Source organism: Rhizobium sp. L9, from assembly GCF_002531885.1.
Lineage (GTDB): Bacteria > Pseudomonadota > Alphaproteobacteria > Rhizobiales > Rhizobiaceae > Rhizobium.
Genome location: NZ_NWSZ01000033.1, coordinates 1 through 20,278 on the forward strand (window position 1 = coordinate 1; position 20,278 = coordinate 20,278).

General features: G+C 58.2%; 18 protein-coding genes and 3 pseudogenes. 9 read left to right on the forward strand and 12 right to left on the reverse strand.

The genetic code is table 11. The features are described from left to right. Positions 1-146 precede the first annotated feature (146 nt). The 3 genes and pseudogenes from CO660_RS34070 to CO660_RS34560 all read right to left on the reverse strand — a co-directional run. Positions 147-770 (reverse strand): helix-turn-helix domain-containing protein, encoded by a 624-nt coding sequence (locus CO660_RS34070; protein ID WP_245421392.1) that lies wholly within the window; start codon positions 768-770, stop codon positions 147-149. A gap of 91 nt (positions 771-861) precedes the next feature. Then, positions 862-1,320: an ATP-binding protein gene (locus tag CO660_RS27530; RefSeq protein ID WP_077991390.1), complete on the reverse strand. Its 459-nt coding sequence runs from the start codon at positions 1,318-1,320 to the stop codon at positions 862-864. A gap of 112 nt (positions 1,321-1,432) precedes the next feature. Next, positions 1,433-1,531: pseudogene (locus CO660_RS34560) on the reverse strand (hypothetical protein); the annotation flags it as partial. Here CO660_RS34560 and CO660_RS27540 point away from each other — a divergent pair. After that, the gene (locus CO660_RS27540) at positions 1,496-1,762 is read left to right on the forward strand and encodes a hypothetical protein (protein WP_237358605.1); all 267 of its coding nucleotides are present in this window, start codon (positions 1,496-1,498) and stop codon (positions 1,760-1,762) included. The pseudogene CO660_RS34560 and the gene CO660_RS27540 overlap by 36 nt on opposite strands. 789 nt (positions 1,763-2,551) lie before the next feature. Here the strand turns inward: CO660_RS27540 and CO660_RS27555 are convergent. After that, entirely contained in the window at positions 2,552-2,728 is a 177-nt protein-coding gene (locus CO660_RS27555) for a DUF3606 domain-containing protein (RefSeq protein WP_004668584.1), read from the reverse strand. A 471-nt stretch (positions 2,729-3,199) separates the two neighbouring features. Here CO660_RS27555 and CO660_RS27560 point away from each other — a divergent pair, with 471 nt between their 5' ends. Both CO660_RS27560 and CO660_RS27565 read left to right on the forward strand, forming a co-directional pair. Continuing rightward, positions 3,200-3,394, forward strand: a complete 195-nt coding sequence (locus CO660_RS27560; RefSeq protein WP_010068053.1) for a hypothetical protein — start codon at positions 3,200-3,202, stop codon at positions 3,392-3,394. A 58-nt stretch (positions 3,395-3,452) separates the two neighbouring features. Next, positions 3,453-3,563: pseudogene (locus CO660_RS27565) on the forward strand (IS630 family transposase); the annotation flags it as partial. Positions 3,564-3,772: 209 nt separating this feature from the next. Here CO660_RS27565 and CO660_RS34080 read toward each other — a convergent pair. Next, positions 3,773-3,950, reverse strand: a pseudogene (locus CO660_RS34080) (IS630 family transposase); the annotation flags it as partial. 173 nt (positions 3,951-4,123) lie between these two features. Further along, entirely contained in the window at positions 4,124-5,035 is a 912-nt protein-coding gene (locus tag CO660_RS27570) for a LysR family transcriptional regulator (RefSeq protein WP_029875814.1), read from the reverse strand. Positions 5,036-5,277: 242 nt separating this feature from the next. Here CO660_RS27570 and CO660_RS27575 point away from each other — a divergent pair, with 242 nt between their 5' ends. The 4 genes from CO660_RS27575 (at position 5,278) to CO660_RS27590 (ending at position 8,914) form a co-directional block, all read left to right on the forward strand. Further along, on the forward strand, positions 5,278-5,943 hold the full coding sequence (locus CO660_RS27575) for an ABC transporter permease subunit (RefSeq protein ID WP_077991388.1): 666 nt from the start codon (positions 5,278-5,280) through the stop codon (positions 5,941-5,943). Positions 5,944-5,947: 4 nt separating this feature from the next. Continuing rightward, positions 5,948-6,697 carry an ABC transporter permease gene (locus CO660_RS27580; protein WP_016737468.1) on the forward strand — a complete coding sequence of 250 codons (750 nt, stop codon included), beginning with the start codon at positions 5,948-5,950 and terminating at the stop codon, positions 6,695-6,697. Between the two features lie 57 nt (positions 6,698-6,754). Next, complete coding sequence (locus tag CO660_RS27585) at positions 6,755-7,597, forward strand: transporter substrate-binding domain-containing protein (protein WP_011053397.1); 843 nt, start codon at positions 6,755-6,757, stop codon at positions 7,595-7,597. Between the two features lie 81 nt (positions 7,598-7,678). After that, positions 7,679-8,914 carry a CapA family protein gene (locus CO660_RS27590; protein ID WP_077991385.1) on the forward strand — a complete coding sequence of 412 codons (1,236 nt, stop codon included), beginning with the start codon at positions 7,679-7,681 and terminating at the stop codon, positions 8,912-8,914. 82 nt (positions 8,915-8,996) lie between these two features. Here CO660_RS27590 and CO660_RS27595 read toward each other — a convergent pair whose 3' ends face one another. The 5 genes from CO660_RS27595 to CO660_RS27615 form a co-directional block, all read right to left on the reverse strand. Further along, positions 8,997-9,482 carry a helix-turn-helix transcriptional regulator gene (locus tag CO660_RS27595; protein WP_077991382.1) on the reverse strand — a complete coding sequence of 162 codons (486 nt, stop codon included), beginning with the start codon at positions 9,480-9,482 and terminating at the stop codon, positions 8,997-8,999. Between the two features lie 380 nt (positions 9,483-9,862). After that, positions 9,863-11,269, reverse strand: a complete 1,407-nt coding sequence (locus CO660_RS27600; RefSeq protein ID WP_077991379.1) for a hypothetical protein — start codon at positions 11,267-11,269, stop codon at positions 9,863-9,865. Between the two features lie 2 nt (positions 11,270-11,271). Further along, the gene (locus CO660_RS27605) at positions 11,272-12,537 is read right to left on the reverse strand and encodes an MFS transporter (RefSeq protein ID WP_077991377.1); all 1,266 of its coding nucleotides are present in this window, start codon (positions 12,535-12,537) and stop codon (positions 11,272-11,274) included. 63 nt (positions 12,538-12,600) lie between these two features. Continuing rightward, entirely contained in the window at positions 12,601-13,452 is an 852-nt protein-coding gene (locus tag CO660_RS27610) for an AraC family transcriptional regulator (protein WP_245304433.1), read from the reverse strand. Further along, positions 13,449-13,742, reverse strand: a complete 294-nt coding sequence (locus CO660_RS27615; RefSeq protein WP_054185335.1) for a hypothetical protein — start codon at positions 13,740-13,742, stop codon at positions 13,449-13,451. The genes CO660_RS27610 and CO660_RS27615 overlap by 4 nt, the downstream gene beginning before the upstream one ends. Here CO660_RS27615 and CO660_RS27620 point away from each other — a divergent pair. Together CO660_RS27620 and CO660_RS27625 are read left to right on the forward strand one after the other, a co-directional pair. Further along, on the forward strand, positions 13,741-14,754 hold the full coding sequence (locus tag CO660_RS27620; RefSeq protein WP_077991371.1) for a class I SAM-dependent methyltransferase: 1,014 nt from the start codon (positions 13,741-13,743) through the stop codon (positions 14,752-14,754). The genes CO660_RS27615 and CO660_RS27620 overlap by 2 nt on opposite strands. A 163-nt stretch (positions 14,755-14,917) precedes the next feature. Next, on the forward strand, positions 14,918-15,388 hold the full coding sequence (locus CO660_RS27625; RefSeq protein WP_077991370.1) for a hypothetical protein: 471 nt from the start codon (positions 14,918-14,920) through the stop codon (positions 15,386-15,388). A gap of 104 nt (positions 15,389-15,492) precedes the next feature. Here CO660_RS27625 and traA read toward each other — a convergent pair whose 3' ends face one another. After that, positions 15,493-20,190, reverse strand: coding sequence for a Ti-type conjugative transfer relaxase TraA (traA, locus tag CO660_RS27630; RefSeq protein ID WP_077991369.1), 4,698 nt, complete (start codon positions 20,188-20,190; stop codon positions 15,493-15,495). Positions 20,191-20,278: the final 88 nt, after the last annotated feature.

The following is a 20,278-nucleotide window of genomic DNA, read 5'->3' on the forward strand; positions in this document are numbered from 1 at the left end:
ATCTTGGTCATTGCATTTTCCTTCTCTTTGAGTTGGTTGCAAGCTGTGACATCGGGATTGACCCTTCCGCCGGCGGACTATGCATGGCCGCTTGGTAGAACGCGGATCCGATGACGAACGGTCAGGTGGCCTCCGTTCCGTTCGTTTCATGAACCGGCATCATGCAGACTGCTTTCTGCCGCTTGTAACCAGGGATCAGCAAACACCATGCCAACTGCTCCGACGCGCCAAGAAGATGATTTTCTTTTATCAATGGGCGGGTTGAGGGCAGGTTGATGTGTATTTGACGGAGAGACCGGCGAACAAAACGTTCCAATCACGACAAACCTGACAAAAGTGGCGGATGCCCGACATTTGCGAGAAATGTAAAGCTGGATGATCCACGGCGCTCCGGTGCATAACTGGCGAGCGGGAAGGACACCGCTGCTGACCATCCGGTAGGCGGTAGCTCGACTCACCTTTAGAATGTCGGCGGCCTCGTCGAGGGTTCTCTCACCGCGTTCGGCCCGTTCACCTTCTCGATAGACGGAGATGCCGTGGATGTTGCGAAGACTGCAGACGTGGCTTCGCGTCCAGCTGGCGCCATGCCCTGTCCGCTTGCCGGATCGATTCAAGATCGCTGCGATCGACAAATCGGGCAACTGCCTCGCCAAGTTGCGAACGAGATCGACAACATCAGCCTTAACTGCCCAGCGGGTCTGGCCGATCTTGTTTTTCTTCACCGTCATCCGGGTGTGATCGCCACCCTGCCAATGAATGACGAGCGCCAATGTGTCGTCAACGGTATCGACAATGATTTCTTTGATCAGCAGCCGAATGATCTTTTCGCGTTAGACGCGTCGGGACCTGTCCCATGCCTTACTATAGATCGCTACCGAGCATCATCAATCTTGTACGGTCGTCGGCCGATAAAGCAGGCGTGTTACGGTCGGTCGAGAGCATCTCGAACTGGACCTCGAGATCACGCAATAGGATCAGCTTCTCATTCCAGCGCCGCTCCAGTTCGCCGGCGACCAACCGATTGCCCGGATCGACAGCATCATACTGGCGGCGCGCCCTGGCAGCCTCGTATTGTGCTTGCTTGATTAAGTTCTCGAGTTGCTGTTGATTGTCGCTATGACGCTGCGTGTGCGCCTCCATTGCCCGCAAGGCCGCCTCGATTCCCAGAGGTTGCAATCGCTCGAGCACCTCCTGCGCCACGGCCCGATCGACCCGCATGCCGCCGAACCCGATACAGTTGCCGACCGCCGTGGCGCCGAACGTGCCGCGACAAACATATCGCTGCGTATTGCCGCCTTTCCCGGAGTATTGAATGTGCAATCGGCGACCGCAGCGACCGCAACGGAATAGTCAGGCAACAAAGCTTGGCGCGCAGTTCAACGAGTTTGGTTGCCGAAAGGCGCGGCGCAGCTACGATCTCGATCGAACTTGCCGCAGGATCAAACATCCATGCCGGAATTTGAAATGAACCACCGTGTGCCAGAATGAGCAGATAGTGAACGCCTTCGTGCTCATGGCTGCCGGTTACCAAGACGGTTTGGTCAACCAGTGGATGGAAGGGATAGGTGACCCTTGCTTCAAACGTCGGAAATCCGGCATTATGAACCCGGCTCGGAAGGCGGCGGCAGGACTTGGGCGACGATCGCGACGCTGCTTCAAACTGCATTTTGCCGCGCGCGGCAAAAGCACGTTTATGCTGACCAGCAAACTATGCCGATTAACCGACTTTGCCAACGTTTCCGGCACCATAGCGGCCGCCTAGTCGGCATAGCTTAGGGTCTCTCCGTCGCGAAGGAGAGGACACATGAACGCAACTCAGGATCGCATCGCCCTATGCAGGAAGCTAGTCTACAGTCCACATCGGGACGACGATGCACGTGGCACTCGCTAAGCCTGTTTCGGGATCTGATCGACTGGCATGTCGGCAATGGAATACTCCGCAGGATTTAAGCGAGGTTCACGTCGACCGCTTCCCTGAGCATCGTTTCAAACACTGGAGACCCGACTCGGGCGATTGATCGGCGCTCCGCCGCTCGCCTTTGGCGTTACGGGAGAATGGCTTAATACCGACCGCGCTTCCTATTCAGCGCAGTGAGCACGAGAAGATCGACGATGCTGGCCGGTCCCAAAAACGGGATGGCAGCTTCTAGAAGTCGATTGAACGAACCGGTCGGGACCGGCGTCCGCACGCGGTGCCCCACGGTCTGTCGGCCTCTGAATTCTGTTCTGCAGGTAAAGTCAGCCGACGCCGTCGCGTATCGCGACTTTGGAGCTCGTTGGGTTCGCTCGCCAGCCCCTTCCTCATGCGATGCGGCTCCGCCCCTTTGCAAGAAACGCTCCGGCGTCCCAATACTTTTGGCTTTGCTCGACGGCGCTGTATCCCGCAGCTTCGATAGCCTTGCTCCGAAACGCTTCCTGCGGGGTCGTCAACTCCTGCAGTCAGGCGCCTTCCGCCGCAGCGTTATGATCCGTCGGAGCCAGACTTTCAGCGGCTGTTTCCGCCGCTGACTTTATGGCTGCGGACCCTCACGGTTGAACTCTCCAACCCGGATTAGTGCCGGTCGAGTTCGGCTTCGACCTTCTTGCGACTGTTGCCTACGTTCTTCACGGTCTTCTTCACCGCTTCCTTGGAAATGCCTTCCTTCCGGGCTTCGTACTTCACCTCGTGATCCTGACCACCTGCGACGCGAGCACGATCCTGGCTGCGGGCTTTGGATGTCGTTGCCATGGTGAGATCCTCCTAATGTCGGTCCTTACGAACGGGCGCCGATTCAATAAGTTCCGGCCTCCGTTATGGTGAGGCGCGCTTCGGCGATGTCGCGGACGCGCTGCACATGGCCTCGGGCGAGATGGTTCACTTCGACGATGAGATCGCGCAAGGCATATCTGCGACCGCAGTTAATCAGTAGCGGACAATTCTTCCCAGGCAGTTGGTACGGCTCGTCGTGTGCCTATGAGCAAACCCATGGATTGATTGTCATAGAAAGCAGGACTAGAACAACAGCGCTAATGCAGGAGCGCTCGGCATCCGAACGCAGAACAAGATCGCGGCGGAAGCCACGCAAGAGCGTCTGCGAAGAGAAACCAAGCGGCTCGGCAGGTTGCGGCTAACCTCTGACCGAGTCGGCACCACGAAGGAGCCAACCCATCGGGGACAGATCCCCCTCAGCCGCTACATCAACGTGATTTGGAGTTTGGAATGGATCAATTTGCTACCGCCGACAACACCTCCGCAGCCGCTCGTCGCCGCGAAGCCAGGATTGCGAAGGGCTACAGCCTTGAGGACCTGGCCATCGCCACCGGACTTACGGTCGAGGAAATCGCAGCGGCCGAGGAACCCCTTCAGATCGTGCCTCAGCACCACCTCGAGCGCATTGAGCATGTGATCTCATAGCTTCCGTCACCACCGGCACGCGGTCCCGGTTTAGGGGCCGCAGTCAACCACGGAGGGCGCGGAACGAAAGATCGATGCTCTATGGGACGTCCTAGGCGCATTGATGCTCCGCTTCACGCCGACAGAATGCGCAAACTACTTCAGGGCTGCTGGATATGACCCGGATTGAACAGGATTTGCTCTAGTCGATATTGCGTCCAATTGAAGTGTCATCCGCCATTTTAAGATAACTGCAGAATCACTTAAAGAGAACATGGCACCAATGATCGCACAAACAACCGGTCCGCTTCTGCCAACCGACGCAGTTCCGATTGTCGCGATGTTCTTCTACGATATGGCGCAACTATCTGCTCGGTGGCTTAGGTAAGCCACCGCCGTTCGCGGCTTGTGGCTACTCATCCTGCCGGGCTGCGCTGTCCGTCGCGTCACGCGCCGCACCCAATCGATCGCGATGCTGATGCCAATGCGGAAGCGCTTGGACGCCGCCCGGCACCACACCCCTCCTGTATCACCGCTTCTACAACTTCTCGCGGTTATTCGAAACAGGTCTCGCCATCCAGCTCAGCCTCCTGACCGGCCAGAAGGATGAATCTGATTTGCGTCATAGGGAATCCTTCTCACGGGTCTACCTAAAATCATCCCGCTCTAAGCTTACGCGCACAACTCGCGGTTCAGCATGAACTCGCAACATCTGTTTTCCGGTACGAGGGTCATACCTCGATGCGATCGTCAAGCAGCCCGATCTGTCAAAGCCGCGACTATCTCTTCCAATGCAAATCTTAGGCTATCACTCAGCTTTCGATCTTTTTGCCAAACGACGACGTAGTGATATATTGCCCCTGGATGAAATCGGCGGAACGCGACGCCGAAGTCAGCATATTCTCTCGCGATGATCTCGTTCGTAATCGAAACGCCGATCCCTGCCATGACATAGCCGATGTCGTGGCCATTGGCGTCATATTCCACGGCGATGTCAGGAGCGGTTCCCATATACCGAAGGGCATTGACGCTCATTTGGTGAGAGGCAAATTGCGGGTCGATATCAATGATCGCCTCACCGGCAAGATCTTCGGCAGTGACAAGCTGCTGTGCCGCAAATCGATGGTTGACCGGAAAAAGACATACGTTGGTGGCCGAGCCGACCGGCACCCAATCAAGAATGCGCTCATCAATAGGCAATCGGGAGATGCCAAGATCCGAGCGGCCGTTTAACACATGATCTGCAATCTGCTCATACGTGCCTGTTTTCACCTGAACGGCGTAAGAGCGGCTTCTCTCCCGAATCCTTTTGACCACTTTCGGCAAGGTCGCGAAGGAAAAAGTGCTTGGCGCCGCGATGCCGATCATTCGCGTATCGTTGTTCCGCAGGAAGTCGATTGACGGTCCGATCCGATCAAGTCCGGCAAACGCCGCGTCGATTGTGCGCAGAAATTCCCATGCCTTGACGGTGGGGATCAACCTGTTGTTTTCCCGGCGGAAGAGCGCGAAGCCGACAGTCTCCTCTAGCTGCTTGATGTTTTGGCTGACCGCCGGCTGGGTTATTCGCAACATCTGCGCTGCGAGCCTTTCCGAGCCGGCGCGCATAACCTCCCGCAATATTTGAAGGTGGCGGATCTTCACTCCGGAGTCGGTGATTTCCATGGCCGGGAATCTCAATCGTGGTCGAGCGACGCGCCTCATAAGTTGCGCTTATCAAAACTTCCTGAATCTTATAAATTGACGGCGGCAAGTCAAAGTATATTTTTGACATACGCCAAACTTAGAGCGCTGGTTAAGCTAATAAATCCAATCTACCCTCGGTTAAATCTCGGCAAGCTCTTAGTATATGTCGGGAGAATACCTTTCCGATTTCGGTGCGCTCGCTAGAATATTGGAGACTTTCATTGTACGCATTTGTAGATCAATTTTTATCTGGATTGAAAAACACACTTTTAGTGTTTGCCTTGAGCTGCGCTTTCGGGACCCTATTAGGTTTGCTTATTGCCGTTCTCCGCAACTCGACCCGCAAGTCGGTTTCATCGTGCATGCGGGGCTACACGGGCATCATCCGGGGTGTTCCGGAACTTCTGATCATCCTCCTAACGTATTTCGGCGGAACCGCCCTTTTGAGCGCGATTGCCGGTGGCTACATCGAGATTAATGCATTTGCGGCCGGTGTCGCGGCACTGACCGTCGTGTTCAGTGGGTACGCCGCGGAAATATTCCGTGGTGCGATCAACGCGGTTGCACCAGGCCAACGAGAGGCTGCAGCGGCGCTCGGGCTTTCGAACGCGCAGATTTGGTTTCTGATCATCATTCCCCAGATGATCCCGATTGCTCTGCCGGCATTCTGTAACCTTTGCATCTCCTTGATAAAGGATACATCGCTGATTTCTGTCGTCGGGCTGACGGACGTCATGCGCGTCGCCTATATTGGCGCGGGCTCACTGCGCGCTCCGCTCCCCTTCTATCTCGCAGCGTCTGCAATCTACCTCGCCCTCACAAGCCTGTCGCTTCTTTCGTTCCGGTTATTGGAGCGCCGCTATTCGCTCCCGGCGATGAAAGGTTGAGGCAATGAGCATGACCATCGCGCTTGAAGCGTTTCTCACCCTTCCCCGCGGCCTTCTTCTCACTCTGGTTCTGACATTCGCATCGCTTGCCGCAGGCTTCGCCGTCTCGGTCCCGCTCGCCTTCCTACGGGCATCATCAAATCCGTGGGCTTCCGCGCCCGTGCTGGCATATACCTATGCGTTCCGCGGCACGCCACTTCTGGTTCAGCTTTTCCTGATTTACTACGGGATTGGCCAGCTTCCCCTCGTCCGCCAAAGCTTTCTATGGGCCGTGATGCGAGAGCCATTCTGGTGCGCCTTCATTGCTTTCACCCTGAACAGCGCCGCCCATACGACAGAAGTTCTGCGCGGCGGGATCCAGGCGGTCCCGCGTGGGCAGATTGAAGCGGCCAAAGCCTTGGGCCTTTCCCGTTTCCACACTGCCCGTCTTATCGTGTTCCCTTTGACCCTCAGGATCGCTCTTCCCGCCTATGCAAATGAGGTGGTTGGAATGCTGAAGGCAAGCTCCCTCGCAAGCACCATCACGCTGCTTGAGGTGACCGGGCTCGCCCGACAGCTGGTGTCGGAGACATTCGCCCCATACGAGGTCTTCATTGCCGCGGGGGCTTTCTATCTGCTGCTTACCCTCTTGATCACGCAAGGTTTCCAGATGCTGGAGACGCGTTGGACGCCGACGGCAAACCGTCCACCGCCGGCGCAACCTGTACCTCGAAGAGCGAACGGAAAGCCGCCTCTCGCCTCGGCTGAAACTTGACGCCAGCCCACATCCCGGACGCCAACAATCAAACTCAGCAATGAAAGGAACATCGTCGTGAAACGAACACTTCTGCTTGCCCTGTCTCTTGTCGTCTGCGCCAACAACGCGGGAGCAATGGACAGGAAGACACTGACAATCGCCTCTGAAGGTGCTTCGCCGCCCTGGAATGCCATCACCCCCCAAGGGGAGCTCGCCGGCTTTGACATCGACGTCGGCCGCGATCTTTGCCGGAGGATGAAGTTCGAGTGCACTTTCGTGCCTCAGGACTGGGACGGAATCATACCGGCGCTCACCGTTGGAAAGTTCGATGCCATCATGTCGGGGATGGCGATAACTGAGAAGCGGAAGAAATCTATCGCTTTTTCCAAGCCCTACGCCGGAGGTTTCAACCAAGTTGTCATACGCAAAGATCTCAATCTTCCGCCCACGGATACGTTGGCCGAGCTCGACCTCACAACTATCGACCCTGAAAAGCAGGCAAAGATCGAGGAGCTTCGAGCCGCTCTCAACGGCAGAACTTTGGGCGTATTGCGATCATCGAATTCGGAAGCAGTGCTCAATGAACTGTTCGGAAAGGTCGCGACGATCAGGAGCTACGATTCCCAGGACAACATGCATCTCGATCTCGTGGCTGAGCGCATCGATGGCGGCCTTGCCGACTATTTCACCTGGAAAGCCTTCCTCGACAGCACGGATGGCGGGATTGCAACGCTCTACGGCCCGCGGCTCTCCGGTGGCCTGTGGGGCCCGGGTGTCGGCGTCGGGCTTCGGCAAGACGACGGCGAACTGGTTGCGGCATTCGATAGCGCCATCGAGGCCGCCACGAGCGACGGAACCCTGAAGCGGCTGAGCGAGCAATGGTTCAAGATCGATGTTTCGCCGCAGACATCGAACTAGACACTGGCTCTACGACACGCATTTCCCCCGAAGCCATAGCGCGTGAGCAGTCGGCAGTCCCAAAGATCGAAGGTAGACCATATGTCCGCACCCTTTTCCATTGCTGTCACCGGCCAGTCGCTCATCCGTCATGATCTTCGAGCGATCGGCGATCCACGGCTCGCTGAGATCGCCGAGATCCTCAAAGCAAGCGATGTTGCCTTCACCAATCTCGAGACGACTATCTATGGTCGTCATGGTGGATGGCCGCTCAAAGGCAGCTATTTCGGCGCTGCAGCGCCGGATGTCTTGGCGGCGTTGAAGGAGCTCGGTTTCAATAGCCTGGCTCTGGCAAACAACCATGCTTTCGATCTTGGACCGCCGGGGATCCTCTCGACGCTGGAGGAGGTTGCGGCACACAATTTCCTGCATGCCGGCATCGGCCACAACAAGCATCACGCTTCCACGGCACAGAAAATGACGTTCGGATCCCGAAATGTTGCGCTGATTGCCATGGACGCTGGGCCAGGCCCGTCTTTCATGTACGCTGAGGACGCAACTGAGGGCAGGATAGCAAGGCCCGGCATCAATAGTCTGAAAGTCTCCAGGGTATTTGACTTGGAAGCGGGAACATTCGACTTGCTTCGCTCCATCCAGGAGCGTCTTCTAAGTTCGCCCTTGGAGCGCGCGAATTATGCCCAGCCGGAGGATCCGCCTGATCTTCATGGCCAAGACGAAATTGATTTCTATGGAACCGTGTTTTGCAGATCAGATGAGACGGCTCGCCGCATCGTGGTGGACCGGCACAGCGCCTCGGCTCACCTTTCGGCGATTGCGGAAGAAGCGGGCCGCGATACATTCGTCATCGTGTATTTGCATCATCACCATTGGGAGCCGAACTGGCAGCAAGTCCCCGCCTGGGTCCGGGAATTTGCGCACGATTGCGTGAACGCGGGCGCAGGCCTCTTTGTCAGCCATGGCGCTCCGGTCCTTCAAGCGGTCGAGATATATCGGAATACGCCAATTTTCTACGGCCTTGGCAACTTCCTCTTCCATACGGAAAAGGACGAACAGGAATGGAGCCCGCCGGAGGTGTGGAGAAGCGTCATCGCGACCTGCAATTTTGAATCTAGCGGACGGCTGGAGAATATCCGCTTGCGCCCGATTGTGATCGGGGGAACCGAGGCTTTATCCAATCCTGCACACGATCGCCTCCCCTTCCCTGTGCTTGCCGGTGGCAGAATGGCGGCAGATATCCTTGACGATCTTGCCGACCGCAGTGCCGGTTTTGGCACAGTGCTATCTCGGGAGAATGACATCGGGCGGATCGCCTTGTAGATGCGAAAGCAGAACGCGCGGCAGACGGTTACCCAAAGTCAACGACTGGCTGGCTCTCCTGCCGCCTTTTCCTGTTGTTCTCCTAGCGATCAAAATCAGTCTTTTCAGGCGTCTCTTCGTCGACAATCGAGCTGACGAGGGCGACGACGCGACTGCGCACACGTGGGGAAAGGAGCAAAACGTCTTCTACCAGCCGTCGTCCTTCCGCGGTGGAAATGTAAGCAATCCTCTCATCAATCTCCGTCGTGAGTTGTTGGTCCTGAAAGCTTTCGGGATCTGGGAGGCCTTCGAAAAACATCGAAACAGAAATTTTGAGGCAATTGGCAAGCTCATAGAGCATGGAAGCGCTAACGCGGTTCTTGCCGCTTTCATATTTCTGAACCTGCTGCAAGCTGACGCCGATGCCGGCGCCAAGATCGCCCAGCGATACATTCGATTGCAACCGGCGAATACGGATCTGCTGCCCGACATGCAGGTCTACCGGATGCACCGACGCACGCGCAATATTCTGCGCGGCCCGCGCTCGCCTCGACGATCGGACTTGAAGGGCTGCTGTAAAATGATTCATGGACTACACCCCGTGTGGAGAGTTTCACGCGGTACGCCCCCGCGGAATAACTCGCTCAACCCACTGATCGGGGAGTTAGAACACCGTACGAGACGGCCCTATGGCCTTTAGTTCCGAGGAACCTGGACATACGCCACAGGCTCCTCGACCGAAGGTCAAGGAGTTTGGTGCCGTATCGGCCGGCACCAACCGCTCGTAGGGGGTTCTAATCCCCAAGGCAGCGCGTACTGCCTCATCAAAAAGAATAGTTGAAATCCGCGCGGCGTTCAACCGAATTCTTCACAAGATTCAATAGCTTCGCCCTACACGTAGGCGTACGTCCCGAGACCCCGTTAGTTGTCCTTCGGCAGCGAATGATCGAAAGGGCTATCGCAATGCGATCAGCAAAATACCCATTGCGGGCAATTCCTGCCTATCCTCCCAAAGGAGTAGGCCGCCGTTAGCTCTGCCCACAAGGGATCCTGCGTGAAACTCGAAAAGGGTCCGCAGGCTTCGACAATGCTTTTCTCGCCAAAGCGATCGAGAAGCGTCGAGATGCCGCCCTGGCCGAGCTGATTCAGCATCGAAAACGGCTCGCATGGCGAGGAGATGACCCGATGGCCCCAAACCCCTGGGCGTTCGTCTTTTGACAGTGTGTTGAGAAGCTGCGGGTCGCGATTGTTGTTCTTCAAAGCCTCGCAGAGCGCCCAGCGCATCAAAGGATAATAGACTGCATGTCGACTTCCCCCCAAGACGCGCACACCAGGCAGGAGCGATGTCACGATGAACATCAGCAGAAGGTTCGGCACGATCCGGCCCGCCTTCAGGGCTTCAACAAGACTTGCCGGCGAAAATTTGACGCGGATATCTTCCGCCCCTTTAGATCGGAGAACGGCGCCATCCAGCCAAAGTGGAAAGAGCCGCCCTTCTATGCAGCCCCAAAAGAAGTGGGTCGAATTTTTCAGCCAGCCTCGCCAAGCCGTATCCGCGAGTTGATCGATGCAGACGAGGAGCCGCATGGCGAATGCTGTGTCCTCGACCAGTGAAGTTCGCAGCCAGGATCTGTCGTCGGAAAGATGATCCGCGACCAGATCGGCAACGTCGCTATCGTCAAGCTGAAGAAAGTCGACTTGGCTGTCAAAATACCGCTTCCAGAGGCAAAGATTTGCTGCCTTGATTGCTTCTGCCGCGGACTGGAATTCGTCGGCAGGCAAAAGTTCTCGCAAGCACGAAACTGCTTCCAAGTCAGGACCGGGCCTATCGACATTCTGGAGGTGGAAGCGATAGCTGCTATTTCTACCGAGTATACTGTAGGGGATCATCTTGCTGCGCGACAAGCCGAAGACATTGACCGCATCGCCATTGATCTGCAGCCAGGCTGGACCCTTGCGGCCCCGCTCTACGAACTTCACCGTCGAACAGGCATAGGAGATATAACATTTCCTGCCACGGGCGCGGAGCCCCATCAGGGAGAACAAATGGGTGTAGAATGCGTCTGGCTCGATCAACAGGTGGAGGTGGGGACCGCTCTGAAGCACCGGAGCGGCTTCGATTTCCCTTTGAAATCTCGATACCGCGCCTGCCGAAAAACCTCGACATTGCGCGACGGTTCCGACCCACGACCGCAACAGCGACATGGCGTGCCTTCTCGCGGCGCATTCTGATTGATTGGACTCAACGGAAAATACCGCCTTTGCGTAGTCGTTCAACGATCCCACGCCAAACTGACGCATCCACGGAAATAGTTCAAAAATGAGGGCCAAAACCTCTTCTTTTGAGACCAGCTCCTTGTCGATCAATGTCTCCATCCTCAGACGAGCCGGCGTTCAAGCGGCTCTCCTCTATCCATTCTGAAACGAAAGAAGAGCGCGACGGCAACCATCAACGACCCGAAGAGTCCGAAAATCTCCGAAGGTAGAATTGCATCCCCGATGGCGCTGATGATGCCATACGCGAAAAGCCCGATCGCAACACAGATCGTGTGGACTTGGCTTCGCACCCGCCCCAGCATGCCGGCCGGAACAGTCGATTGAATCCGTACATCGATCAGAACCCGCGCGATATTGTAGCTCAAGCCCAGAACCATCATTTGGACAAGTGCGGATGGAAGGCTTTGGAAAGCAAAAAAACCGGAAAGAACAACGCCCTCGAGCGCCGAATGGAAAAGGACTCTCTGCCGTCGCGAAACTACGCTTCCAAAAAGCAAGGCCGCACAGCCTGCAATCGAACCTAGAGCCCAGGCCGCCTCGAGATAACCGAACTGCAGCGCTGACCCCTCGAGTTCACGAATGACGTATGCGGAGCCGAGTACGGAAACAAGCATGCCCATGGCATAGATCAGCGCGTACATGACAGCGAGGGTCTTCAGGGGGTGAAAGGAGAAGGTCGTCGGCATGAGATCAAGGCAACGGATGCTTTCGCTCTTCGAGCCGCGTCGAGGGAAGGAGTTCCGCTGTTGGCCCAGCATAGCCAACCACCCCAACAGCGACAGACTGAAAAAAGCGCTCGGCAGGATCGGCGTCAGATCCACCCGGATGGCGGCGAGGGTGAACCCAGTCACGATGGCGGCGATCAAATTACCTGCCTGCATGGCGATATAAGACACCGAGTTGAACGAACCAAGGTTCTCTGGGGGTACGAGAGACGGGATGATGGCTTGCAGCGCGGTTGAACAAGTTCTGTCGATAATCGCGAAGATCGTCCACGATGCGTAAAGAACAATGAGCGGGTCGCAGAACAAGAAAGCAAGTCCGGTCATCACCATTAGCAGCAACCTGGACAAATCGCAGCCGATACAAACGAGACGGCGGTCGAATCGATCAACAAGGGCGCCGCCGACATTGCTTGTCAACAATTCGGCGGCACTGCCGAGCGCCAAAAGGATAGCAAGAGCGCTCGCGCTACCGCTGACATCGACCGCGATCCAAGCCACCATCACGAAATATGCATTGCGCCCAGCTGCGGAAGCCACAACGCCGAAGAGATAGATGTGGCGGGCGGAATACCGCCCAATCAGGCCGCCGACCGATATACCCACTTCATCCACGCTCCCTGCTGGATTGGTTCGTGAGGACATGCTAGTCGTCTCGGCAGCCGAGGGCTTTCATGAATTTGATATTTTCTCTTGGTCAGAACCGGGTTATCCCTTCCAGAGCGCCCGATACTCAGCCGGTGAAAAGCCGGTTTCGCGGCGAAATCTGGTCGAGAGGTGGCTCCCGCTGGAGTAGCCACAGGCGATGGCGATCTCGGTCACGCTGATCGCAGTCGTGCGGAGAAGGTCGGTCACGCGTTCAAGACGGCGTTGGTTATAGAAGCCATAGGGCGTCGAGCCTTGCGACTGCTTGAAAGCGCGGGAAAAATGCTCGTAGGTCAATCCCGCCTCTTCAGCCAGAGCGCGCACGCTTGGAGGTCGATCGATGTGAGCTTCAATCCGCCCTATCACGCGCTTGAGAACGGTAGGCGACAATCCTCCTCGAGACAATCTGCCAGATGTGCCGGAGCGGCGCTGCAGAAGTCCGAAGATAGCCGCGAGATGCCCTTCCACGATCACACTCCCCATGGAATCGTCGTGTGAAAGTTCTCCGGCAATCTGCCGCGCCAAGCATTGGATCGGCAGATCTCTAAATCCAAGCTCCGGACGCAAGGTGCCGACGCGCGGCAGCTTAGTCGTGAGGTTTGAAAAAAAATCCTGCGTCACGGTTATCATAAGATAACAACCCTCAGCATCCCCTTCATCCCAACCGCTCCAATGGCAACCGGGCGGAATGTAAACAAGCGAGCCGTCTGGACGCGGACTGAACTCGACTCTTCGTCCGTCCAGAAAGTTTTCGCCGGATGCCGCCGTACCCCTTATGTTGAGGAAGATCAGGTGGTCATCCGCGACAACGTCGATAACCTGTCGCCCGAGACTGCGCCGGCGAACGACATCTGCGCGGGCATGGCTCCAATGGCCTTGCTGGTGAAGGATGATCTCCCCTTGTGACTTCTTCATCCTCTCGGGGTGAATTGATGGAATGATCCCCACTCGACAGCTGCTCCCTTGAAAAACCGGCGTGGTAGCGACCCTACCTCACCCCAAGTTGTCAACAAGCCAGGCTTTAACCTCAGGTCGAATTTCATGTCAATTTCATGAAAACCAATCAAAATCGTGGATGCGAAAACATGATGTTCGCGATCATCTTCTGCCGACATCATCGCTGACGGCACAATCTTTTCGGGATGCGCGATTTCCTCCTGAATCCCAAAAACGCGATGGTGCGAGAGAAAGGCAGGCTTTCGCATGCGTGAATTTGCCGACTTCATTGAGGAGTGCGACCGCGCCCCTCGTCTTAACGAGCTTACTGAGTTTTTTTCGACGACCGCATCCGGTGAGGCCGGAATGCCTATCCGTCCGCCTGAGCTCGATCGCCGCTTGTTCCCAGTGGACATGACGTTCAGGCGCTTTTCAGCCCTTCATCCGCTGCGCCAAGGTCCGTTTGATAAGCACTACTTGAGCAGCATACCCTACCGGCTCGAAGAAGAGTGCCGTTTAGGCAGCGCGATCCTCAAATACGCGCGGGCCAGAAAGGGTCAACTGCAACTCTACACGCTAGGTACAGCCGAGGGGACGATGGCCCGTGTGATCGGCGAACTTGGCAAGGGCAGGATAGAAACGCTGTCATGCAGTCCCAACGTCGAAAACCTTAGAAGCTTCTATGCCTATGGCGTTCCTCCTCATGCCATGTTTTTTCACGGACCATTTCATCATTTGACATCGCAAAGGGTCCAAGAAGACGTGGAGCTCCGAAAGTTTGGCAGCGGTTTCGATATCATCCTCGAGGACACGACTTTCCAGATGTATTCGCCAAATCGCTTCGATCAGATCCGTTTCGTCTCGCAGCATCTCAAGACCAACGGGCTCTTCATGTTCGTCGAGAAGTTCAGGCATGAAGACGACGAGGAATATCGGCGGCGGGAACGCCAGAAGGACCATAGCTTCAAAGCTCGCTTCTTCAGCGCGTCAGATATTAGCGCGAAGGAAGAGACGGTGCTAACGCGAATGGATCGAAACGAAGTCACCCTTTCGGAGATGAGCGAAACACTACGCCGGTTCTTTGGACACTCATTCGTCACCTGGAACAGCGGCAATTTCTACACGCTTGTCTCCAGCAACAGTCAGCAGAATCTCGACCTGTTCCTATCGAAGCTGTCCCCACCCGCGATTCCGGCAGAATATGTCTATGCGGACCTTCCTTACCGCCTTTACCCGGAATCCGACGCAAGGCGGCTATCGGGGCGATCCTGGACCCTTTAGCGACTCCTCATCGTCACCGTCGCGTGAGTGCAACTGCGTCACGTCTTCACGAGCCTCAACTGGAACAACGTTCGCGTCAGCAGAAAGCGCTCCATCACGTTGAGCAGCCCTCAGCGCTTTGCCATCTCGAAAAGCCTTTTTTCTTCAAACGGGCAGGAACAGCATGAAGAAATCGATTGGCGAAGTCCGTCACTTCGTTAAGCTGAGCCCGCCGGGCAACGCGCATCTGGTCCTGCCACGAGGGCCATCAATCGCGGGTGAGGAAGATGTTCCAACGGGCGTTCATGTCGCCGAAGCGTGTGTCGCTATTCCGCGCACGCAGCACGTTGCCGACAAGATCTGCACGCAAATCGAGGACTTCTACCAATCCCTCGTCGCCGTGGGACCTGACAGGCTTCTAGCTTTCGAAGGTGGAGGCGCGATCATAAGGCCGACCAGTGAAAGCCTGTTCTTCACGGTCTCAGCGCGAGACCTCGTCACATTCTGTGGCATCCGCGCGCTGTTGGAAGCAGGCTTGTTTCTGGCCACGTCCGTGTCCGAGGGGGCTATAGAGTGGCTTCACGCAGACAGCACGCGATCTGGTGAGACCTGCAATCGCCTCCACAACGACCGCTGCGGAAGGGACGAACAGTAGCTTCGACCGCTCCGCCACCCAAAGGAAAATCGATCTCGGGACAATCAGGTCGTAGTGCTTTTCCCATCGACCAACCATTTCGTCACCCCGCTTTTCTTCGAGTCTCAGAGGTTGATGCCGCGAGCGCGGCTAGCAGCCCTTTGGCGCCGCTCCACTATGATCTGCTCGCTGCTCTGCAGGCGGACAGTCTGCTGCAGGACCTTCAGCCGCTCCTGCATCGCCGCGAAAGCTCCGCGCTGCGTCGGTGGCACTACGTTGGCGATAGCCTTATCGCCTCGGACGAGGGCATTGCGACCAAAGCGCTCGTCGAGCGCTCGGCTGACAGCGGCAAACTCCCGGCCAATGCCCGGATCGAGGGAAGCGGCGGAAACACTCAGCTTCCTGCTGTCCTTGCTCACCTCGACCGTCAGGTGCGCCAACGCCTCTTCCGCAGCTTTCGAAAGAGCTGGAATGGCAACCGCCATGCGCCGCCGTTCGTCCGTGATAGCCTGGCGTTCGGCATCGAGGGCATTGAGGTGGGCCGCACCGAGCGCGCGCAGGCGCGCTGCAGCTTCCGGCACGGCCGCCACAGCCTCTTTCCGCTCTCGGCCGGAGGCCAGCATCCGGTCCATCAGGCGATCCGAACCACGCAAGGCGCCATAGGCGGCGGGATTGTTGGTCACCGCGGCTCCAATGCGCTCGGCGGCAAAACCTTTCTGGAGAAGTTCCTCGATCTTGCCGACGACTTCAGCCGGATCGCGCCAGATTGTCGTTGCCGCGTTCGCCAGTGCCGCACGCTGCTGACGGTAGAGAGGCGACGCAAGAGCCCGAGATCGCGCCTCGTCGTCAACGGGGACCTTGAACTCGGTGACGGCGGCGAGCATAGGGGGAATGGGAACGTTCTCCTTCCCCACCCCCTTCTCCGTCTCTGTCCTCAGATCGACACTGGCGCCGGCAACGATCTTTGAGCGATCCCGACGTTCGGCAAGATGCTGCTCGTCGGCAAAGCGTCGCACGGCTTCGAACAAGCGGGTCAGCTTTCCGCGCCATTCATCCGTGAGGTCCTCCGGCATGCGCTCGACAATATTGCGTTCAGCGATCACATCCGCCTTCGCGCTAAATGCGCTCCAGCCAAAGCGGGCCGTCAAAGCTTCGCTCACCGCCTTGATCTCCTGCACCACCGATCGATCTTTGGCGGCGAGCGCAAAGGCCGTCTTATAAGCATCGTCCCCGCCCTGGCTGCGCACCGCCTCGATCTCGAGAAGACGTGCCATCGCGCGTTCGGAGAGCGCCGGGATCGACAATGACATATGCGCGCGGCGCGTCTGCTCGCGCAGTTCGAACCGTTCGGCGTTCCTGCGGAACTCGGTCGCATGGGCACGGGCCATCGGAAGCAGTTCCTTCACGGCCGCAACAGCGACATTGCGCTCTTCACGCGCCGCGCGTCCGTCGACGATCAGCTCGGAGCCACGCAGCCGGCCAAGCCGACCAGGGGCTGCGGCAAGGTCGTCGGCGAGCCTGCGGGGTGCGACTCCGATATCCGACGCCAGTGCATTCAGGGAGATGAGCGCTGCATCCGGATCCCGGTAGATCTTCTGCAGCAGTGGCCGCAGGATCACCTCCCGCTCTGTCCAGGCCGGCGACGCAAGCTGCGCCAACCGCGCATCCTCCTCGACGCTGCTGACAAAGGACGTGGCCGGCGGGATCAGATAGGGTGTTTCATCAGCGCTCGCGCCCGAGACGTAGTGGGATGCAGTTCGCGCGTCACTGGATGTCGCTTCGACCATCGTCTGGCTCCGCTCTTCATTGTAGGCGACCCGCCGTTCCCGCTCGATGGCAAAGCCGAGCGCCACGCTTGCCCTCTCCCAGAGCTTTTCCACCTGCTCCCTCTTCTCGGCAATCCACGCCCAGCGCCGGGTAAGGCTTTCCTCCATCTCGGCTGCGGCAAGCGAGAGATGATCGAGCCCGCGGCGCCGGGCGAAGTCGTTCGCGTGTGCGCGGTAACTGGCCTCGCTCTCAAAATCGAGCGTCGTCGTCTTGGCACCGGAGCGCGACAAGCGTTCGACGAGCGGATTGAAGAGTTCCGGCCGATGACTTTCCCGCTCGATGCGCTCCTGTCGTGCGCTAGCGGTCTCGACCTGACTGGCCGTCCAGACGTTGCGATCGACCTCCCTCTCCTCGTAACGCTTGTGACCTGTCTCCTCGTCGACAACGGTAATCTGGACCTTGACCCGCTCGACACCATCCTTTCTGAGCGTCACGGTGTCGCCTTCCTGGATGCCGGCCTCCTCGAGTGCCTTCGGCAGGCTCACGCCCCAAAGCCGATAGACGGTTCCGCCGTCGGCCCTGACGTCGGCATAAGGGCTGTCGTCGGCATCCTCGTCATCGGGCCGGAATTTGGCTTCGCCGGTTTCGACAAGCTCGCCGGTCACACCCGCGGCATGATCGACACGCGGCTTGCGTCCCCATTCAGGTTTTGCCGCAAAATCTTCTTTGGCCGCATAAAGATCGACGCGGTCGCGATGCCTCGTCATCGACACATAGGTCAGATGCTGGTCCATCATCCCGGTTGCCAGCACGAAGGTGCGATCGACGGTAGCACCCTGCGATTTGTGGATCGTTGCGGCATAGCCGTGATCGACATGGCGATAGCTGTCTTCGCTGAAGACGAGCTTGCGGCCGTTGTCGAGCAGAACCGAAAGCAGCGGATCTCCACGCTTGTCGCCGGTGGAAACAACGGTGCCGAGCATGCCGTTCTTCACATACTGTGGCCCGGAGTGCTTGGCGCGCGGCTCAAGGAAGCGGGCGTTCTCCAGGAAGATGATCCGATCGCCGGCGGCAAATTCCCGTACGCCCCGCTCGCTCCGGAAGCTGCGGCTTTCACTGAGCGCTCCCTCCTGCGTCATCACCGATCGCAGCGCCTCGTTCAACTTGCGAACATCGTCGTTGGTGTGGGCCAGCACCAGCAGTTCATCACCGCGAAGGCGGCCATCCCCGCCCTCAGACGTTGATCGCTCTATTGCCTCTCTGCGCGCAGCAGCCCAGTCGGAGACGATGCGATCGATCGTTTCCTCGCGTGACCCTGCCTCGACCAGATGGCCATGCCGGGCATAGGCGTCGAGGCCTTTCTCGACCTCGCCGCGGGCAAACAGCCGCGAGGCATTACGTGCCCAGGCCTCACGCTGGCGGCGCACGCCGGCAAGCTCTGCAAAGCCGATGCGTTCGGTAATTGCCCGGAAGGCAGCACCGGCCTGGATCGGCTGCAACTGCATCGCGTCGCCGACCAGCACGACCTTTACCTCAGCCTCCTCGGCAATCTTCAGCACACGGGCCATCTGCTGCGAGGCCACCATGCCGGCCTCGTCGATCACCAGCACATCACCGCGATGGAGCGTGTCGCGCCCATTGGCCCAGGCCAGTTCCCAGGAGGCAAGCGTCCGCGACTTGATGCCGGAACTGTCTTGCAGCCCTTCCGCGGCCTTGCCGGCAAGGGCTGCACCGATCACCCGGTGTCCCTCGCTCTCCCAGGCAAGACGTGCGGCAGCAAGCAGCGTCGATTTGCCGGCGCCGGCAAGGCCTACAATAGCGGCAATGTCACCGTCACCGGTGACATGACGGACAGCATCGACCTGCTCTGCATCGAGCCGAAACGGATTCTTAGGATCGCCGCTCTCGATGCTCTCCACGCGTTCAATCGCCACCGTCACAATCCGCTCGGAAACACCGAAGCCGCGGCGCTCCGACAAAACCCGCGCCGACTGCGCCATGTCGTATTCGATGCGCAGCATCTCCCGCGTCGTAAACATCGCGGGCTCCGACACCTTTCCTGTCTCTGCCTCGATCTCCTGCGGCTTCAGTATGACCAGCTGGTCCGACGCCATCAGCCTGGCGCGGATGTTGGCAAAATCGGTGGGATCGTCGACATAACGATGCAGCGCCCTGGCGATGTCGCGCTCGTCGAAGGTAGAGCGTTCATTGCCGAGCTGCTTCAGCAAAAGCTCCGGCTCTGAAAGCAGCCGATCGGCCATCTCCTGGCGCCGGGCGAGATCAGCCGGCGCGAAGTGGAGCTCCCTGCCCTTCCTCGCCAGCGCCGCCTTCTCCGGCCCGAGATGTTTTTGCGCGATGCCGTCGAGGCCCTGTTCGGCATAGGAGCGACCGTCGAGGCGGATGTCATGCCCAGCAAGGGCCAAGTGCCGGTTGGCCGTTTCCGCCCAGGCGATCTTCCACGCCTTCATCGTTTCCTTGTCGCCCGCCCAGACTTTGTAGACGATCTTGCCGTTCGGGCGGTCCGGCGTGACGACACGCAGCGGCTTGCCGTCCTCACCAAGCACTGGAACCTTCTTTGCCCCGAACCCCTCCTCCGTCAGCGGCCGGAGCGTCGTCATCAGGTGGATGTGCGGGTTGCCCTCCTTGTCGTGATAGACCCAGTCGGCGATCATTCCTTTCGAGATGAGATTGTCGCGGATGAATTCGCGCACCAGCGTGATATTCTCGGCCCGCGTCAGCTCCTCCGGCAGCGCGATGATCAGTTCGCGGGCGAGCTGTGCATCCGCCCGCGTCTCGAAAGCGTCGACCGCATTCCACAGCGCCTCGCTCGCCTTGGCGACGAGTTGCCCGGCAATCGCCTCCCTGAGCCAGGTGGGTATCTGCCCCGGCAGCGCCAGTTCCTCATGCATGAGCTCCGACGCCCCGCCCCTGTAGCTGAACGACGTGCCGGCCTGCTCGTCCATCATCCGGGCGCGATGGCGATAGGCGGCAGCCGAGACGATGCTGCGTCCCGATCCCCTGCTGATCACCTGCGCTCTGACGAACATGATCGCCACCGGTGTCTCCAGACTGGCCCAAGCACGTCGCGACAGCGACGTATATTGCGCCCTCGAACAGATCGGACCGAAGGGCCGATGCCGCTTT

Excerpts from the sequence above, each read along its gene's own strand:
- CO660_RS27555 (WP_004668584.1), bottom strand. The coding sequence starts at position 2,728 with ATGGCAACGACATCCAAAGCCCGCAGCCAGGATCGTGCTCGCGTCGCA.
- CO660_RS27560 (WP_010068053.1), top strand. The coding sequence starts at position 3,200 with ATGGATCAATTTGCTACCGCCGACAACACCTCCGCAGCCGCTCGTCGC.
- CO660_RS27570 (WP_029875814.1), bottom strand. The coding sequence starts at position 5,035 with ATGGAAATCACCGACTCCGGAGTGAAGATCCGCCACCTTCAAATATTG.
- CO660_RS27580 (WP_016737468.1), top strand. The coding sequence starts at position 5,948 with ATGAGCATGACCATCGCGCTTGAAGCGTTTCTCACCCTTCCCCGCGGC.
- CO660_RS27590 (WP_077991385.1), top strand. The coding sequence starts at position 7,679 with ATGTCCGCACCCTTTTCCATTGCTGTCACCGGCCAGTCGCTCATCCGT.
- CO660_RS27595 (WP_077991382.1), bottom strand. The coding sequence starts at position 9,482 with ATGAATCATTTTACAGCAGCCCTTCAAGTCCGATCGTCGAGGCGAGCG.
- CO660_RS27600 (WP_077991379.1), bottom strand. The coding sequence starts at position 11,269 with ATGGAGACATTGATCGACAAGGAGCTGGTCTCAAAAGAAGAGGTTTTG.
- CO660_RS27605 (WP_077991377.1), bottom strand. The coding sequence starts at position 12,537 with ATGTCCTCACGAACCAATCCAGCAGGGAGCGTGGATGAAGTGGGTATA.
- CO660_RS27610 (WP_245304433.1), bottom strand. The coding sequence starts at position 13,452 with ATGAAGAAGTCACAAGGGGAGATCATCCTTCACCAGCAAGGCCATTGG.
- CO660_RS27620 (WP_077991371.1), top strand. The coding sequence starts at position 13,741 with ATGCGTGAATTTGCCGACTTCATTGAGGAGTGCGACCGCGCCCCTCGT.
- CO660_RS27615 (WP_054185335.1), bottom strand. The coding sequence starts at position 13,742 with ATGCGAAAGCCTGCCTTTCTCTCGCACCATCGCGTTTTTGGGATTCAG.
- CO660_RS27625 (WP_077991370.1), top strand. The coding sequence starts at position 14,918 with ATGAAGAAATCGATTGGCGAAGTCCGTCACTTCGTTAAGCTGAGCCCG.